Below are 16,219 nucleotides of genomic sequence, written 5' to 3'. Positions count from 1 at the left end.
CCTCAGAGTTCGTGCCCGGTGTCGCGTTCGACGGCGCGGTCGCGCTGCCCCAGCTCGGCGGCGCGATTCTGTGCACGTGCCAGGTCTGCCCAGGGTCCAACCTCGCTCGTCGCGCCAAGGTCGCCCTCATTTTTCAGTTCATGCGCAACGGCCGCCCTGAGTGCCGGATCTCGGACCTGCTCGTTGAGCGGGGCGAGATCGCCGGACCGGACGCGGTCGAGATCTTCGGGTTTCAGGGTGTCGTGCAGGCGGTCGACGATGGCTTCCAGCGCGGGCACATCAGAGAGTTTCATATGGCGATCGACGGTGAGCAACTGGTCGCGCGCAATGGCCTCCGTCAACTCCGGCGCAAAGTTGAAAGCGGCGACTTCTGCCCGAACCTCCTGGCCGAGGGCGCGCTCCGTTTCCATCCAGAACACCTTTTGCATCGTGTTCGGCTGCTCCGTGATCCAGCTCGCCCGCTGGCCTTCGCTACGCTCGGCCAAACTGAAGCGGGCGACCATTTCCTCGACGGACGTGCCTGCTATGCGAAGCTCGTCTTCCCGGATCGAGAACAGCGCCGTCAGCCGTTCGCCGATCTCGTCGCGAACATGTGCAAGGGTTGCGCGCAGGCCCTCATCGAGGGAAACCCCCTCGGTCTGGCCATGCTCCAGTCGTGCAAGCGAGGCGAGGGTCGGGTTGTGGTAGGGATCGATGTTCTGGTCGGCAATTTGGGCATGCTCTGCCAGGAGGATGCTGTCTGGCGCGAGTTTCATCGAGGCGCGCGCCTGTTCGGCAAAGCTCCGTTCAAGATCGACCCGCTCAGCTGAAGGTTCCATGGCGCGAATTGCCTCCCAAGCCTCAGTGGCCGAAGCGATCATCTCGTTGCGCGCAGCCTCAACCCGCGCGGCGGGATCGCCTTCGGCATGAAGCGAGTGGTCGGGCATGAAAGGAACTCCTTGTCTGAGTGCGGCGGCGGACGCGCCAAGCGCCCGGGCCAGCCGGGAAAGGTAGGAAGCGGCACTCGCCTCGGTGCCGGTTGCGGCGGCAAGGTCGGCGAGGTCGCCAAGGGTCTCGTATTCGCGGGCGAAGCCCTGCAATGTGGCAAGCCGTCGGCTCCGCTCCCCGTCGGACAGCGGCGGCGGGGGAGGGGGCGTGGACTTCCCACCGTCTCGCGATGCGCGTAGCTCGGACTGGCGCGGCGGGTTCTCGATGATGCCGCGGGAAAGGCGCGAAGAGGCGAGGATGTTCAGCCCATGCGACTGACTGATTTCGGCGTGAAGCTCTCGCATCACATCGAAGTTCAGTGCGGCATGCCGACAGATCGATAGGAACCGGCCTTCCTCGATGCCATGCTTGTCGACCACGAAATGTGCGTGCAAGTGGTCGGTGTCCTTGTGAAGGGCCGCGACGTAGCGCCAGACATCCCCACATTCACCGGACCCGAACACCGCTTGCCCCCATTCCCGGGCGATCACCTCGGCGCGCTCGGCGTCCACCCCACGCGGGAAGCTCAGGACGATGTGATCGGCATGTCCCCGTCGCGGCGCGCCTGTCCAGGTCGAAGACCAGAGATCTGCTGTCCGCTCCGTTCGGGCAGGGTCAAAGTCGCGTTCATAGCCCGCCAGATTGCACCAGGTGCTTTGCACCCCCTCTTCCCGGGCCACATAGTTGAGAAGGCGCTTCAGCTCCTGCGGGGTGCGAGCACTCCCACCAGCGATGCGTTTGACGACCGACTGCCAGCCGCGTGGTCCACCAGCGTTTCGCAGAAGCGCCCGGGTCTGACGTTCTTTGCGCGTGCCGAGACGGGACGCGGCACCCTCGCCGCTTCCTCGCCCACGACGCAGGTCGTCGAGAACATGACCGAGAACCAGATCCTCGACGGAAGGAGACCGGTTCATTTCGATGCCTCGGCAGAGGGATCAGTCGCTACAACGAAAGGAGAGGTTTGATCACCAAGTCCCTGCTTGGCCCGAAGCGCCGAGAGAAGGTGGACGACTTCTTCAACAAGGTCATCGACCCGCGCTCCAACCTTGCGCACCAGGGCAGCATCACGGGCATTCCAGGTCAGACGCCCGACCGCCCCCAGTCGGGCAATCTGGTTGAGGTTGTTGCCGACGGCCGACAGCTCCCGCCTGGCCGAAGCGATGGCATCAAGCTCGTCTGCCTGGATGGCCAGACGATCGCTTGCCTGTCTGACCAGATGCCGGACTGCCTCGGAAACCGTCAGACCGCTTGCCTCGGCAACCGCCTGAAAGGCTGCATGCTCGTCTTCCGTGATGCGGATGTTGAGCTTCACCGAAAGCCGCCGCACCTCCTTCCGGTCAAGGCTGCCCTTGATCCGTGACAGCGCCTGGCGGGAACGCCCCATTGACCTCGCCACAGACGCGACGCTCTCGCCAGCGAGGAGCCGCGCCTTGATGGCGGCAGTCTCAGCAGAGGTAAGGCGTGAGCGTGGCATTGCATCATTACATATGTTTTGAAGTCATTGCGCATCACGTACCACACACCACCGTTCCTGCCAACCGTCCTCACCGGCCGGTTTCCGCTCCTCTGAAGAGGAGCCCGCGTGCGGAAACCGGACAGCCGGTGAGGACTCAATATGGCGTCAGGGGTCGGCGGCTTGCCCGCCGACTGCGTCCCTGCGCCCCGGCCGTCAGGCCTCCGTGCAACGCGAGACCAAAGTGGTCGAGCGCCTTGAAACCTTGGGCTTTGCAGAAGTGTGCGGTCCCTCCATGAGGGCTGTTGGGACGGGCACGACAGTCTGAAGGAAGGGCTGCCCGGGAAGAGAAGGGGGGCCGGGGAAGGGGCCTCAAGATGCTTCAAGGCCTGCCCATTGCGGAAGATGGCCGACGATGAATGGCTTTGGGCATGAAGCCACAGGCTGGATCGGCGTAGCGTCAACCCGTCACTAGGCGAACTGGCAAGCAGGCCGACAGGCAAGCAGGCAGATTGTCCGGCATGCATCCGGTTGGCGGGTCATATTCGGGATCGTCCCTAGACAGAGGCCTGATGTCACCCTGCCTTCGGATCAGCCGTGCGGACAGGTTCCAACGCAGGCATGCGGCCTGTCACCTATGCAGGCATGCAGACATGCAAACCGTCATACGGGCCGGAAGGCAGATAGCCTCGATTGCGGCTAGGCCGAAGGAGTGCTCGGACGCCGCGCCGCAGCATCACGGCTGCGGGAATCCTTAGGAAACATGAAGGCTTCGGCGGTGTGTTACAACTTCCAGCACATGCCATTTGACGTTTCTGCAACCTTATGCCTAAACGGCGCACCGCACGTCGGTCGGATTAGTGACGCCTTTACAACGGCTTCGCTGGATCTTGGCTTGCCCGCGGTGCACTGCCTTCCGCAGCGTCATGAAAGAACGCCGGGCGTCGGTGCAAGGTGTATCGAGTACCGTTTGTGGAGGCGTCATTTCATGCAAGTCATTACCATCGTGCAGACCAAGGGCGGCTCGGGCAAGACCACGACCGCCATGCTTCTCGCATCTGCAGCACTGAACCTCGGGCGCAGCGTCACCCTGATCGACGGTGATGTGAACGCTCAACTCGGCCGTTGGCGCGACAGTTTCGAACTGGCCACGTGGGAGAGTGCGCAAAAGCCCGACTGGCCGGAGAGCCTGGCGATCCTCTCGCCACCGGAAAGTGTTGAAGGGCTTCTGTCGCTCCTCGAGGCCGAGGAAGCGCGCGGCGTCGATCTCGTCGTGATCGACACCCGGCCTGGCACCCACACCGACACCGAGGACTTCTGCCTGATCTCCGATCTGGTGCTGATCCCAGCCCGCCCCGTCTACGCCGAATGGGAAATGACCCATCGCGCCGTCCTCTGGATGGACGACCTCCGCGCCTCGATTGCCGAGGGCGAGCGGTTCCCCGCGGTCCGGGTCCTCGTCATGGACGCGGGGCCGAAGATCATCGACGCCGCAACCCGGGAAGGGGGGATGGCTCAACTGCCAAAGCGCGACCAAGACGTGCTGCAAGAGATCCTGCGTCTCGACCATCTCGACGTGATCGTTCCGCATTCGAGAATCCTCGAACAACTGGGCTATCACGGCCCCCTTGGACCGGCGGCCCGCGCCAACGCCAAAGCACCCGGCGGTCGGCTGGTGGCGGATGCCATCACACGCCAGCTTGTAGTTGCGGAACTTGTCCTGACCGGGATCGACGAGGTGATCCCTGCATGAGCCGTTTCCGCCTTCCTGCACGTGTCGCACCCTCCCCGGCAGCGGAAGAACCAGGTCTGCAGAACTCCGCCGCACGGTTGCGGTCATCGCGCGAGGTGCAGTCGCGCATTCTTGCCGAACGGCGTGCGCCGGAGCAGGGAGGAAATGTCGAGTGCGGCAAGGCCCAGCTTCCCGACATGACGACGGAGCACTTGGCCGACCCGGAGTTTGCCGGGAAGAGGGAAGGGGAGAGTGGTCGGCCGCAGTCCCCCGCTTCGCCGCCCGAATGTGCTGCCAGTGGGTTGGCGAGGCCCCGGAAAGAGAAGCTGGTGGTCCTCTTTCGGCTGCCGCTGGCAATCGAGAAGCAGCTTGAGCAGATCCCTGGCGCGGGCGACGTGACCCCAGCCTACATGCTGCGCGCCTTTGCCAAGGAAGCCCGGGCCGAACTGCGGCGGCTCTTGGCGGAAGATGATCTTGCGCCGCATGTCGATGAGGCGAGGCGCATCTTTGCCATGGCAGCATCGGACATGGCGGTCGGCGAACCGATGACCGTCTACGCCCAAAGCTCCGCTATCCGGGCTATGCATGCGGCACTTGATGACCCTTGGCTGATCGAGGCCCGGGCGACGATCGTTGGTGCCTTCCTCGCCGCGATTGCGTCGCTGCTGATCGAGGCGCGACGCGTCAGATAGACCCGGACAATGCAACAGAATTCGATGAACTGCCTCCGGTTACTCGCAGGCAAGATCGGGCAGCGGCGCTGTCTCGAAGGTCAGACTGTCGGCGCTTGTAACGAGCGCGAACTCGCCGCCCGAGCGGAAGGTAGCCACCATTTTCGACCAGTCCGCTGCGTCAACCGATGCCTGTGCGGCGATGCCGTTGTTGACCGGCAGGCGGGCCTGTTCGCCCGACTTTGCGAGAACGACGACCATGTCCGGTGCGGCGTCTTTGACAAAGCGAACCACGAACGCGCCGTTGGGCGTTGGCCCAAAGACGCGATCCGGATCGCAGACAAGCCGCACCTCACCCGCTTCGCTGGTGAGCGCGTAGGTCGGCAGGCCACGTTCGACACCTATCGTCCAGGCGTCGAGCGCGTGGACGGGAACAGACATCGCCGCAAGCGCGGAAACAGCCAGAACGGGGGACAGAACATGCATCGACAGGAAAGCCTTTCGTGGTTCGCGTGGCGACAGCAAAGCACCACTTCTGATGTCGTTAGATATGTTCTGACAGAGTTCATGTCCATGACCGCTAGCCGTCAACGGATGACAGGAGGCCGGTATGGAAGAGGTCGCTAGAAGCAGCTCCAAAAGCCCGACCATCGATCGTCGCCTGTGGCGGATCGACCGCGGAGACCGGGAACTCGTTGCAGAACGGCACCGCACCGTGAATGGCCGGTTCAGGACCGTGTGGCTGGTCCCGGAAGAAAGCCTGCGTGGCGTCCTCTGGGTCGAGGTTGTCGAGGGAACACCGGGCGATCCGTCACCATGACCCATCAGCTTTCTGAATCGGACCGCCCGGATCGATTCAGAAATGCAATTAGACTTGGAGAGCAATAAGGCGGAGTCTGTGCAGAGGAGGACCGCCTTGGCTCTGGCACATCTGCACCGCATCGACCCTGAGCACAAGATGGCGCGATTCTACTGCATCGATGTTGCGGCGACGCTGTTCGGAGACGTCTCCGTCTTGCGGACCTGGGGCCGGATCGGAACGCACGGACGGACAAGACTCGAGACTTGCGCCACCGTGGAAGAAGCGGAGAGGGCGGCATCTCAAACTCTTCGACAGAAGATGCGGCGGGGCTATCTGCCTGCTGGCCAAATGCTGCCGCCAGACCTTGTGGTGTGAGATCTGTCAGGCCTTACGCTGAAGCCTGCCCTCCAGCTCGGCACCGGCCTCGATGGCGATCTGCTCATGGGTGACGTCGGCCTGCACGACCGCACTCGGTGCGAGCTGAACGTTTCGCGCTGAGACCCTGCCGGAAACCACCCCGAGCACGACGAGGTCGTGGGCGACCACGGAACCTTCAACACGACCTGAACCAGCCACGGTGATCTCCGGCGCCCGCAGTGAGCCAACGACATTGCCTTGGACCTCGATCGGTCCATTGGAGGTGGCATCACCTTCGACGACAAGGTCCTGCGCGAAGACGCTGCGGCGAGCGTTTGCGACGGCCGGGTCCGGCCAACGGTCGAGGTCGCCATTTGGGGTATTCATCTTGGTGCCGCCTTAGCTCAACGTCGTGCTGCATGACTGGACCAGAAGCGAAACGAAAGGGCAACACGCGGCGCCGTGATCGGCGAAGAAGCGCGGCAGCACTCGGCATTGCACAACTCGTCCGGCAAGGATCGTCTGCCGGTCGTCCCTCGTGAGCTATAGATTCTGCGTCTATCGCTCAGCCATGACATCCAGACCCTTGCCCGCTTCCAATTGTTGAAAACATTCAGCGGGAAGGCTATGGTGCTCCAATGGACTACCGACGGAGACGATGATGGGCGTACACAAACAGAGTGTCAGCTTCACGGATGCAGCTTTCAACTTCGCCCGAGAGCTGGTCGAGAGCGGCGAGTATCCGAACATAAGCGCTGCGGTCTCTGGCGAGATGGCACGCGCGCGGGCAGCGCGGGAGCGGGAGCGTCTTCTCTTTGAAGCCGAAGTCCAGCGGCGCCTCGCGCTTCCCCCTGATACCTGGGAACCCGTTCGAACGGGCGAAAGCATCACGTCAGGCGCGCGCGCGCATCTTGCTCGACTTGCAAAGGCTGCCGGTGGCACCACTGCCTGATGCGCATCGTTCGACATCCCTTGGTAGACCAAGACCTTGCCGCGTTGGTGGATCACATCGTCGACGTCACCGGCGGAGACTTCGACGCCGCCGGCAGGCGCCTTGATGAGGTCGACGACCTGATTGCCGACATCTCTGCCAACCCGATGTCAGGCGTTCGCTTGGCGCCACCGCTGGACGGATGGCTGGTCCGTCATGGTGGACGCGGCCATCGTCTAACCGTCGTGTTCCGCGCCGATCTCAACAAGAACTGCGTCTTCGTCGCACTCATTGCCTTCGGTGGGCAGGACTGGATGACCGAAGGCGAAGCGAGGAAGTCCTTCAGCGGATGACTGAGGTGCGCCGTGGCGAGAAGGGCGTGTGCGACAGTTCTACTTTGCGGCTACAAAGCTATGACGCATAATTTTGATTATGTAATCTATATCGCCGCGGCGGGCGGCAAGTGGTCATTCGCTGCAAACGCATAAGAGGAATTGGGCATTCAGGAGGCAGCAACCCAGACGACGGGTGCGACCAAAAGACTAGACACCAAGGCTTCCGGCGTTGCGCCTCAAGATCGATGACAGCCCACTACCCACTGTGCGACTTCCACCTTGCCCTATGAGTCCGCGAAGCGAATAACCAGACCCATGCAGACTGTCAGGAACCCTGACGGTTGAGCGCGGCTACAAACCCGCAGAACAAGAATGTATGCTGACACTAGCGCAGCAATTCCTGCGAGGGAGCACCAATATTATGAAACTCACACGCATTGAAGTCTTCAATTTTCGCAAATTGCGGCGCGCCCGTTTGGACCTGTCAGACAAGCAGACTCTGCTCGTTGGGGCCAACAATAGCGGCAAGACATCGGCCATGAAGGCGCTGCGCAAATTCCTCAAGGATCGCGGTGGCATCGACACGCGCGATGTTACCGCCTCCAACTGGGCCGCGATCGAACAAATAGCGGAAGCCTGGACACATGAGGCCGAGGCGGATCTCAGCCCGCTCTTGGCACAACTTCCGTTCCTCGACGTCTGGCTCCATGCCGACACGTCAGAGTTCCACCATGTCGCGCATCTGATCCCCACACTTACATGGACTGGCGGCCTGCTCGGGGTGCGCCTGCGCGTTGAGCCAAAGAAGGGGGTAGACATCAAAGCGCAATACCTGGCCGCGCGAGAGGCTGCTCAGAAGCTGCAACCCGGCGGCGCAACGGCGAGTGGGTTCGCGCTTTGGCCACGCGACATGCGGGAATTCCTGGACAAGCGCCTAAGGGACCTGTTCGAGCTCAATGCTTATCTTTTGGATCCTGCGAACTTCGCTATGACAGGGCCGGTGGAGCCGCATCCACTGCCGCCCTTGTCTGAGGGGATCGGTGCGAATCCATTTGCTGGCCTCATCCACATTCGAGAGATCAACGCGCAACGCGGTTTCGCAGATGCGGGGGACAGTAGTGGCGACGACGATGAGTCGATGAACGCAGCCAGCCGTAAGATCGCCAGCCAAATACAGCCCTACTTTCGCAAACATATTGACCCCGAAAAGGACCCCACGCCGGACGACGTCAAGGCGCTGGAAGCGATTCATGATGCTGAGACCACCTTCAATGCCCGCCTCAAGGTTGGCTTTGCCAATGCCATTGAGGAGCTGGAAGCACTCGGCTATCCCGGCGGACTCAACAATCCAAAACTATCCATTTCCACGCAGGTCAAGCCCATTGACGGGCTCGATCACCCAGCGGCTGTGCAGTACGATCTTTCCGGCGACAAGTCCGGGGTGAAGCTGCCCGAAAGCTACAATGGCTTGGGCTTCCAGAACCTGATCTCCATGGTGTTTCAGCTCATGCGTTTCCGCGATGACTGGATGCAGGTAGGCAAGTTCAAATCACAGGTGGTGACCCCGGACGATCGTGGCATCGAACCCCTGCAACTCGTGCTGATCGAGGAGCCGGAGGCGCATCTGCATGTTCAGTGTCCGTCGTCGAATGATTTGGAACAGGCGGCCTGATTTTGGAGCGGAGGTCATTGGCTCATCGGATTCAGGCTATGCCGCTTGACGCTGATGGTTCAAGCGACGGTTTTGGATGGTTTGGTGTTTGATGCGCCTCCTTTCGGCTAGGATGTTTTCGCCTCGGCCAAAGTAGACGTCAGCCGGGGTCAGGTTGCCGATGCTCTCGTGGTAGCGGTGGTTGTTGTAGTGCTCGATGAAGGCGGCGATGGCAGCCTCAAGCTGGCCTTCGAGGAAGTAGTTTTCGAGCAGGATGCGGTTCTTGAGGGTCTGGTGCCATCGTTCGATCTTGCCCTGAGTCTGGGGATGCATCGGGGCGCCGCGGACATGTTTCATGCCTTTATCCTCGAGGTATCTGGCCAGACCCTCTGCGATGTAGGACGAGCCGTTATCGCTGAGAAGCCGGGGTTTGTGCAGAACTTTTGCGCTGCTGCAGCCGGACGCGGTCAGGGCGATGTCGAGCGTGTCGGTGACATCCTCGGCCCGCATGTTGCCACAGAGCTTCCAGCCGACGACGTAGCGCGAGTAGTCATCGAGGATCGTAGAAAGGTAAAACCAGCCCCAGCCGATGACCTTGAGGTAGGTGAAGTCGGTTTGCCACATCTGGTTTGGCGCCGTCGTCTTGTCCTTGAACTCATCTGCCGCCTTGATGACGATATAGGCTGGGCTGGTGATGAGGTCGTGCGCTTTGAGCAAGCGGTATACGGAAGCCTCTGACACAAAATACTTTTCTGTGTCAGTGAACCGGACTGCCAATTCGCGCGGCGACAGCTCCGGCTCTTCCAGCGCCAAGTCCACGATCTGGTCCCGCACGGCCTCAGGGATGCGGTTCCAGACCCGGGAAGGCCGTGAAGGGCGGTCTTCCAACCCCTCCGGCCCGTGTTCGACGAAGCGGTCATACCACCGGTAGAACGTGGTGGGCGGGATGCCGATCTTGGCAAGGGTGCGCCGGACCGACAGATGCGACTGCTCCACCAGCCGGATGATCTCAAGCTTCTCAGCGGCGGGATACCTCATTCGCCTTCTCCCCCAGCCCCGGTCATGTTTTTTTTGAGCAGGCGGTTTTCGAGGCTCAGATCGGCCACCAGTTCCTTCAGCGCCAAAGCCTCGGCGCGCAGGCCCTTCACTTCGCCGGTGTTGGCCTGACGAGAAGTATCACCAGCCAGCCGCTTCTTGCCGGCCTCAAGAAACTCCTTTGACCAACTGTAATACAGGCTCTGAGCTATGCCTTCCTTGCGGCAAAGCTCAGCAATGCTATCCTCGCCACGAAGGCCGGACAGAACGATCCGGATCTTCTCCTCGGACGAATGCAACTTGCGCGTCGCGCGCCGGATGTCTTTCACGACCTGCTCGGCAGGGGCCTTGGTCGTCACCGGTTTCTTCATCATCTTAAACTCCAACTGGGGTCAAGATGAGCCACAAACCCTCCGCTACGCAATCACGCCAAACTGTTCCGTGGGTGGTGATGCCGGACATTCCGACGGTGTGGGATCGCCTGACGGGTGATTGTGGATCAGGATCAGGGCGCTGGCATTCAGCATCAGCGCCTGCTTGATCACCTCGCGCGGGTAGACCGGAACGTGATCGACCGTGCCGGTCGACAAGAGCTCATCGGAGATGATGCGGTTCTTGCGGTCGAGGTAGAGGACGTGGAAGCGTTCGATCGGGCCGCGGACGGTCAGCGCGCAATAGTCCATCAGCGCCTGCCAACTGCCGATGACCGGGTTCTGGCTGAGGTAGCGGCCGAGGATGTCACGGGCCTCGAGGACGATGGTTTCTTCGTGGGGGGTCATGGGTGTCTCGCTGATTGCGCACATCGAAGCCCCCTACCCTTTCGGGGCGGAGCCAGTGGCGTGCTGCTGGAAGGGAAAGGGGCGCGACCGCCGCGCGTGCGAGCGGTCGCGTTTTCGGGCCCGGCGTCAGCCGACCCGGTCGAGGAGCTTCTTGGCCCGCCCTTCCATGTCGAGGCGGGCATCCTGCTGGGTTTTGTCGCGTGCTAGCCGTGTGATGCCCTGCACGAAGTCGAAGATGCTTTCGGGCGGGCGGCCCTCTTCCATCAGCACCTTCTCGATGATCTTTCCGGATTCGGCCTTCGAGAAGCCACGCTTCCGCAGGAAGTCATCCCGATCCTCATCTGTCCGTGCCACGATCTGCTGCCGCGCCGCCTTGATACCGTTCACGAACCCCTGCGGCGAGGAATTGGCGAACCGCGTCAGGGCCGGGGCCGCCTCATGGGCAAAGCGGGAAGCGGCGTATTTCGAGTGGCGGATGGTGATCTCCTGGAAATCCTCGACGCCCCAGAGGTTGCGGTTCTGGCACACGGCCCGAAGGTAGAAGCTCGCCATGCCGAGGGTCTTGGCCCCCACCTCGGAGTTCCAGCAGTAGAACCCCCGGAAGTAGAGATCGGGGGAGCCGTCCGGCAGCCGGCCCGCCTCGATCGGGTTGTGATCGTCGACTAGGAACAGGAAAACATCGCGATCCGAGGCATAGAGGGTGGTCGTGTCGCGGCTGATCTCTACATCAGGGTTGTAGACCCCGGTCGACCAGTCGAGCACGCCCGGCACCTTCCAGCGCGTGTCGCCCGTGCCATTGCCCGCGATGCGCTGCACGGCCTCGACTAACTCATGGTCATGGATGCGGCCATAGTCAGGACCGGTCACGGCGCGCAGTTCGGTGCGGCCGTCTTCCGTCTCGAAGGTTTTCACCTGCTCTGCGCGGTGATTGGTCAGGCCATACTGCAGGTTGATCCCCGCCAGCGGCGCGGGCAACTGCCGCAGGTAGGAGGCCGGAGCGCCGACGATGCTGGCAAGCTGGCCGAAGGCCCAGTGCGTGGGTGCAACCGGCTCGTGCGCTTTCGGCAGCATCAGGTGCAACCGTTCGGGGTTGTCGCGCGCCGCCTCGACTCGGATGTCGACCGTCTGCACCACCCTGCTGCGGCTGCGCTCGGAGCGGCTCTTCACATTGGCCCAGAGATCGTCGAGCGACAGATACCGCTCGTCATCCGGCCGGTTGAACCATTCGGACGACACTCGCCCGTTCCGCTCACCCCGGCTCACATCCACTTTCCAGCCACCAGCCCGCGTCGGTGCAACCGGATCCAGAACTTCCACAACGCCCATCGGCTATCTCCCGCGACGGGCGCCGGGAGCCACTCTCCCTGCCCTCAACCCGTCACCGGGAAACCGGCACTCCTCTCACTCTTGGGTTCACAATGGCGAATTAGAGCAAAGCGGCAGTGTCCGAGGCCTGCGGGTGGTCATCGGTTTTGGCTGTATTGGACGTCGCCCAAGACACGTACGACGAGCAGGCTGGCCTTGTGCGCGGCGTAGGCCTGCTGGCGCGTGGATGGCATCTTCGGGTCGTTATAGCGGACACCAGCGCCGCATTGGATGTCCGCAAGGAGGTGCTTGAGGTTCATGCCCGCGGCAGAGAAGGCGAGTGCGTCGTGCAACGCCGTCAGGTCGTGAACCCGTTTGACCGGGACGTCCCCAACCAGCGTGATCAGGCCCTTCATGAACTTCTCGGTCATCTGAAGAGATGCCCATCTCGCGTGTCCCCAGTTCGGTGACTGACTGGTCATGTTCGCAACGGCGGCAGCCCAGTCATCCTCGGCGGCAGCGAACATAGGGTCGGCCTTGCGGAAACGGTCGAATGCCTTGCGAACGTCGAGGCCCACCACGAAAAGCCCATAGACCTCGTTCAGGTCATCATCCGAGAAGTGCTGAAGGCGGGCCTCGGTGATGCCAGTAAGGGAGGCGCAAGCGTTGAGGTCCAGAACTTTCGTCCCGATCGTGTTGCCGGTCTCCTTCGGCAACTCGCGCTTCACCCCAATAACCGTCATCCCGTAGCTCAACGGAATTCGCATCTCCCAGATGTCCCCATCCGCGAGGACCGCGACCTTGGCCTCCTCTGAGAAATCGGTCTTGATCAGATCGCCGTAGACCTCTTCGTACCAGCGGTGGATGCGGTCGGTGTATACGCTGGTGGCGACCAGTTCTGCCGGTGCACCGGGCGGGAGCTTCGCAATGGGAAGACTGATGCGGAACCTTTTTCCGAACTCGATCACCGCCATGATGGGGCGCGAGTGTGGCGGTATTGCCTTCTCCTTGAGCGACTGGTCGATCTCGCGCAGAATGGGTGTGATGTCGTCAGGTATTTGCATGATGCGATGCTACCCACGGTGGTGGGACAGGGAAACAGGATGCTGCCATTCATCCGTCGAAAAGCCGAATCGAAACCGAACGGTGACTGGTGGACGGACGCCTTCACGCAGGAGGTGCGCGCGACCATTGAAGGGGTCTTCGCGCCACTAGGCGGAGGCACGGCGGAAAGCCTTGCGCGGTCGACCAACCCCAACAGCCTCGGCACGCTGGCGGAATACCTGAAGAAGGAGCACCTGCGCCATCTGGGGTACAAGCTGCTAGATCGGGCTGACACGCTGGTAAACGAGAACGTCCCGGTTCTTGACCTGCACTTCTACTTTGCGGTCAGAGGTGCGTTCTATTACCGGTGGCGGGATCACGATCCATTCGCTTTGGACGAGGCCGTGAAGAGTTTCCAGCGCCAGATCGGCCTCGGGGCTAATGTCGTCCGGTTCTTCCGCGAGGACAAGAACTGGGGCTTCATCCCGGCCCACGCGGGCTACCGGCAGCTTCGCATCATCGAAGAGAAGCGCGGCAACTGGACCTTGGCGAGGGTGCTCTGCAAGCAAGCGAACGCAGAGGGCTGGGCAGATGACTGGGACCACCACATCGGTAGGATCGACAAGAAGCTGGCGGCGATAAAGACGCTAGGCTGAAGTTTAACAGACCCGGCGGGTTTCCCCGCCGGGCCCCAGGGGGAGACCCCGATCCTCAGAACGGGATCTCGTCGTCGCGGTCGACCAGCTCGGGGCTTTCGTTCTCGGCCGACTTCGGGCGGCTCAGGAAGTCGACCTTCTCGGCGATGATCTCGCAGCCGTAGCGGTCGTTCCCCATGCTGTCGATCCACTTGGTGTAGTGGATGCGGCCGTGGACGAGGACCTTCATGCCCTTTTCGCAATGCTCCGCGACCGTCTTGCCCAGACCGTTGAAGCAGGTGATACGGTGCCATTCGGTGTCCATGACCCGGTAGCCATTCTCGTCGCGCAGCACGCGACCTTCCGAGAGGCGGGGGCGGGAGGTGGCGAGGCTGAAGTTGGTGATCTTGGTGCCGCCCTGGGTGGTGCGGACTTCGGGGGTCTGACCGATGTTGCCGGCGAGGATGACGATGTTCTGCATGGTAAGCTCCTGTTGCTCCTGTCTTCGGGACCGTCCCTTCGACAAGACCCGGAAAAAGCCCGTCGGGTGACGCGTGCACGGTGGACGGAACGGACGCCGGAAACCCCCAGAGGACCGGGGTGGAGCGGGCAGCCCCAAAGGGGCAACACGGCCCGGACTGAAGCGGGGTTGCGCGCGAGAGCCAGAACGGGATTAGGGGATTGTCAGTCGAAGGGATGGCCCAGAAGCCAGAGATGTGCGGGGAGCCCATGCCGGACCCTATCACCTTGCCCATCGGGACAGCCTGCCCCCCCAGTTCAGCACCTCACCGGCGACGAAAACGGAGATCACCAGCCTATGCCACCCCTGCCCCTGCCCTCCGGGAGTTGCGGCGCCCTGCCGCGACGGGCGATCGATACCGGGACATTCGGATACGGACCGCACAAATGGCTGATTACGATCTCGAGGCACTGTCGCTCAGCGAGCTGAAGAAAATGCAGAAGGACATCGCCAAGGCGATTTCCACCTATGAGGACCGGCAGAAGGCGGAAGCCCGCGCCAAGGTAGAAGCGCTCGCCCGGGATCTGGGCTACTCCTTGGCCGAACTTGTCAGCACCGATACGAAATCCTCCCGTGCGCCTGCCGCGGCGAAATACCGGCACCCTGAGAACCCGGCGCTCACCTGGTCCGGCCGGGGGCGGAAACCGCAGTGGTTCGTGAAGGCTTTGGATGCGGGAAAGACCGCGAGCGACCTGGCCATCAGTTGAAGGCTTGACCTACGCTTTCGGCCCTTAGCAGCCCTTCGTGCGGATCACAGCCAACGGCGGCTATGTGGAAAACGTGATCCCCGGTGCCTCCAGATCGATCCAAATGCTGGGCCATACTCCCGACGCGTATCACACCAGAGCACACCATTGCGATTTATGAAGGCGCGGGGGTTGCCATAGCCTTTTGGAAAGAAAGGTTGAAACCGCGCCATCTGTGCGTCTGTCAGCCAGAAAAGGTTGCTTATCGGTCAGTCTCCTCACGGAGTCCGAGTGACGCAGCGAGCGAATGATCAATTGGTCCTGACTTGGTGGAGGGGGCAAGTCAGAGCCCAACAGAGGTCCGCCATCGTTTGTGCTCGCAGAAGGTCAAGACCTGCAAATGATACTCGCGGCGAAAGTCATGCTCTGTTCTGGTACTGGGCTGGCGTCACACCTACTATCTTGCGAAATGTACGGCAAAGGTGGCTTTGGTCGGAGAAACCGCAGTCCAGCGCGACCGACTTAAGTGGAAGGCGCCCGCGTCGGAGCATCTCCTGTGCCTTGCTGACACGTTTCTGGATTACAAAGGCGTATGGGGCGATCCCGAAGTCGGCCTTGAACTGGCGGGAAAAGTGAAACGGGCTGAGGCCGACGGCAGCGGCGAGATCGTCAAGGCTGATGTTTTCGCTGAGCTGGTCTTCGATGAGGTCTATGATGCGTTTGCGTTGAGTCGGGCTGAAGGCGGAGCCGCTTTCATCGGCAAGCCGGATCCGGGCATAGCGTCGCAGCATATGCACCGCGATCTGGTTGCGCAGCGCGTCAATCATCAGGCGCTGCCCCATGCCACCGTTGCGCAGTTCGTTTTCAAGCATGTGGAAGCAGTTTAGCAGAACCGGATCCTCGGCCGAAACCTGATCTTGTATCTCGACGGATTGCGGACTGCGGCCAAACACGGTCTGTGCCGTGTCCTCAAGGCAGTCATGACCGATGTAGATATGCCGAACCTTGATCGGTTCTGCCCAGCACCACGTGGATTGCTCGGCCCGCGTCAAAAGCGAGATCCTGCCCCTGCCAACGGGCGCGCTTTGCCTTGATCCGCCACTTGTTCGCAGCATGGTCGTCGGATTTCCGTCGTAGGCTACGATCATGTAATCGCGCATCGCGGGGATGGCCGCGTCCTGGCGATCGTAGTGGTAGCCTTTCATCGTGATGCCCTTCCAGTCCCGGCCGGAACTGTCCATCGTGATTGTGCCGGGAATCCACTCAGGAATCCGGTCTGGCGTCACGAGTGCTTTCTGCATCTGGCTCCCCCTTTAT

18 protein-coding genes and 2 pseudogenes are annotated in these 16,219 nt (G+C 61.8%); 9 read left to right on the top strand and 11 right to left on the bottom strand.

The features are described 5' to 3' along the window. Positions 1-2: 2 nt before the first annotated feature. Together GU927_RS17930 and GU927_RS17925 are read right to left on the bottom strand one after the other, a co-directional pair. On the bottom strand, positions 3-1,880 hold the full coding sequence (locus tag GU927_RS17930) for a relaxase/mobilization nuclease domain-containing protein (protein ID WP_125327845.1): 1,878 nt from the start codon (positions 1,878-1,880) through the stop codon (positions 3-5). Next, positions 1,877-2,350, bottom strand: a complete 474-nt coding sequence (locus GU927_RS17925) for a plasmid mobilization protein (RefSeq protein ID WP_161763817.1) — start codon at positions 2,348-2,350, stop codon at positions 1,877-1,879. The genes GU927_RS17930 and GU927_RS17925 overlap by 4 nt, the downstream gene beginning before the upstream one ends. A 1,057-nt stretch (positions 2,351-3,407) precedes the next feature. Between GU927_RS17925 and GU927_RS17920 the strand changes: the two genes are divergently transcribed. Both GU927_RS17920 and GU927_RS17915 read left to right on the top strand, forming a co-directional pair. Beyond that, a complete protein-coding gene (locus GU927_RS17920) occupies positions 3,408-4,172 on the top strand; it encodes a ParA family protein (protein WP_161763816.1) in 765 nt (254 codons plus the stop codon). Next, on the top strand, positions 4,169-4,843 hold the full coding sequence (locus GU927_RS17915) for a hypothetical protein (protein WP_126976285.1): 675 nt from the start codon (positions 4,169-4,171) through the stop codon (positions 4,841-4,843). The genes GU927_RS17920 and GU927_RS17915 overlap by 4 nt, the downstream gene beginning before the upstream one ends. A 39-nt stretch (positions 4,844-4,882) precedes the next feature. On the opposite strand, the gene GU927_RS17910 is transcribed toward GU927_RS17915, so the two are convergent. Further along, positions 4,883-5,308, bottom strand: coding sequence for a hypothetical protein (locus tag GU927_RS17910; protein ID WP_112312862.1), 426 nt, complete (start codon positions 5,306-5,308; stop codon positions 4,883-4,885). Positions 5,309-5,432: 124 nt separating this feature from the next. On the opposite strand from GU927_RS17910, the gene GU927_RS17905 reads away from it, so the two are divergent. Both GU927_RS17905 and GU927_RS17900 read left to right on the top strand, forming a co-directional pair. Then, complete coding sequence (locus tag GU927_RS17905) at positions 5,433-5,642, top strand: hypothetical protein (protein WP_126976287.1); 210 nt, start codon at positions 5,433-5,435, stop codon at positions 5,640-5,642. A 42-nt stretch (positions 5,643-5,684) separates the two neighbouring features. Next, complete coding sequence (locus GU927_RS17900; RefSeq protein WP_112312860.1) at positions 5,685-5,999, top strand: WGR domain-containing protein; 315 nt, start codon at positions 5,685-5,687, stop codon at positions 5,997-5,999. Between the two features lie 6 nt (positions 6,000-6,005). Here GU927_RS17900 and GU927_RS17895 read toward each other — a convergent pair whose 3' ends face one another. Then, positions 6,006-6,368 (bottom strand): bactofilin family protein, encoded by a 363-nt coding sequence (locus tag GU927_RS17895; RefSeq protein WP_112312858.1) that lies wholly within the window; start codon positions 6,366-6,368, stop codon positions 6,006-6,008. 274 nt (positions 6,369-6,642) lie between these two features. Between GU927_RS17895 and GU927_RS17890 the strand changes: the two genes are divergently transcribed. The 3 genes from GU927_RS17890 (at position 6,643) to GU927_RS17880 (ending at position 8,919) form a co-directional block, all read left to right on the top strand. Next, the gene (locus GU927_RS17890) at positions 6,643-6,933 is read left to right on the top strand and encodes a hypothetical protein (RefSeq protein ID WP_140847803.1); all 291 of its coding nucleotides are present in this window, start codon (positions 6,643-6,645) and stop codon (positions 6,931-6,933) included. Continuing rightward, positions 6,933-7,265, top strand: a complete 333-nt coding sequence (locus GU927_RS17885) for a type II toxin-antitoxin system RelE/ParE family toxin (protein ID WP_140847785.1) — start codon at positions 6,933-6,935, stop codon at positions 7,263-7,265. The genes GU927_RS17890 and GU927_RS17885 overlap by 1 nt, the downstream gene beginning before the upstream one ends. A 403-nt stretch (positions 7,266-7,668) precedes the next feature. Then, entirely contained in the window at positions 7,669-8,919 is a 1,251-nt protein-coding gene (locus tag GU927_RS17880) for an AAA family ATPase (protein WP_232489267.1), read from the top strand. 36 nt (positions 8,920-8,955) lie between these two features. Here GU927_RS17880 and GU927_RS17875 read toward each other — a convergent pair. The 4 genes and pseudogenes from GU927_RS17875 to GU927_RS17860 form a co-directional block, all read right to left on the bottom strand. After that, positions 8,956-10,307, bottom strand: a protein-coding gene (locus GU927_RS17875) for an IS3 family transposase (RefSeq protein ID WP_161763815.1) whose coding sequence is annotated in 2 segments (ribosomal slippage) — positions 8,956-9,971 and positions 9,971-10,307 — 1,353 coding nt in all. Because the reading frame shifts where the segments join, the coding sequence is not laid out codon by codon here. A gap of 63 nt (positions 10,308-10,370) precedes the next feature. After that, positions 10,371-10,712, bottom strand: a pseudogene (locus GU927_RS17870) (JAB domain-containing protein); the annotation flags it as partial. A gap of 126 nt (positions 10,713-10,838) precedes the next feature. Beyond that, positions 10,839-12,038: a DUF932 domain-containing protein gene (locus tag GU927_RS17865; RefSeq protein ID WP_161763814.1), complete on the bottom strand. Its 1,200-nt coding sequence runs from the start codon at positions 12,036-12,038 to the stop codon at positions 10,839-10,841. 137 nt (positions 12,039-12,175) lie between these two features. Then, positions 12,176-13,081: a hypothetical protein gene (locus GU927_RS17860; protein ID WP_161763813.1), complete on the bottom strand. Its 906-nt coding sequence runs from the start codon at positions 13,079-13,081 to the stop codon at positions 12,176-12,178. A 39-nt stretch (positions 13,082-13,120) separates the two neighbouring features. Between GU927_RS17860 and GU927_RS17855 the strand changes: the two genes are divergently transcribed. Continuing rightward, positions 13,121-13,717 carry a hypothetical protein gene (locus GU927_RS17855; protein ID WP_161763812.1) on the top strand — a complete coding sequence of 199 codons (597 nt, stop codon included), beginning with the start codon at positions 13,121-13,123 and terminating at the stop codon, positions 13,715-13,717. 55 nt (positions 13,718-13,772) lie between these two features. Here GU927_RS17855 and GU927_RS17850 read toward each other — a convergent pair whose 3' ends face one another. After that, complete coding sequence (locus GU927_RS17850; RefSeq protein ID WP_161763811.1) at positions 13,773-14,177, bottom strand: single-stranded DNA-binding protein; 405 nt, start codon at positions 14,175-14,177, stop codon at positions 13,773-13,775. A gap of 425 nt (positions 14,178-14,602) precedes the next feature. Between GU927_RS17850 and GU927_RS17845 the strand changes: the two genes are divergently transcribed. Next, on the top strand, positions 14,603-14,923 hold the full coding sequence (locus tag GU927_RS17845) for an H-NS histone family protein (RefSeq protein ID WP_161763810.1): 321 nt from the start codon (positions 14,603-14,605) through the stop codon (positions 14,921-14,923). 104 nt (positions 14,924-15,027) lie between these two features. Here GU927_RS17845 and GU927_RS17840 read toward each other — a convergent pair. Beyond that, a pseudogene (locus GU927_RS17840) lies at positions 15,028-15,168 on the bottom strand (IS5/IS1182 family transposase); the annotation flags it as partial. Positions 15,169-15,321: 153 nt separating this feature from the next. Further along, complete coding sequence (locus GU927_RS17835) at positions 15,322-16,203, bottom strand: helix-turn-helix domain-containing protein (RefSeq protein ID WP_229825873.1); 882 nt, start codon at positions 16,201-16,203, stop codon at positions 15,322-15,324. Positions 16,204-16,219: the final 16 nt, after the last annotated feature.

Source organism: Paragemmobacter amnigenus, from assembly GCF_009908265.2.
Classification (GTDB): Bacteria; Pseudomonadota; Alphaproteobacteria; order Rhodobacterales; family Rhodobacteraceae; genus Paragemmobacter; species Paragemmobacter amnigenus.
This window is presented reverse-complemented; position numbering and strand designations above follow the sequence as displayed.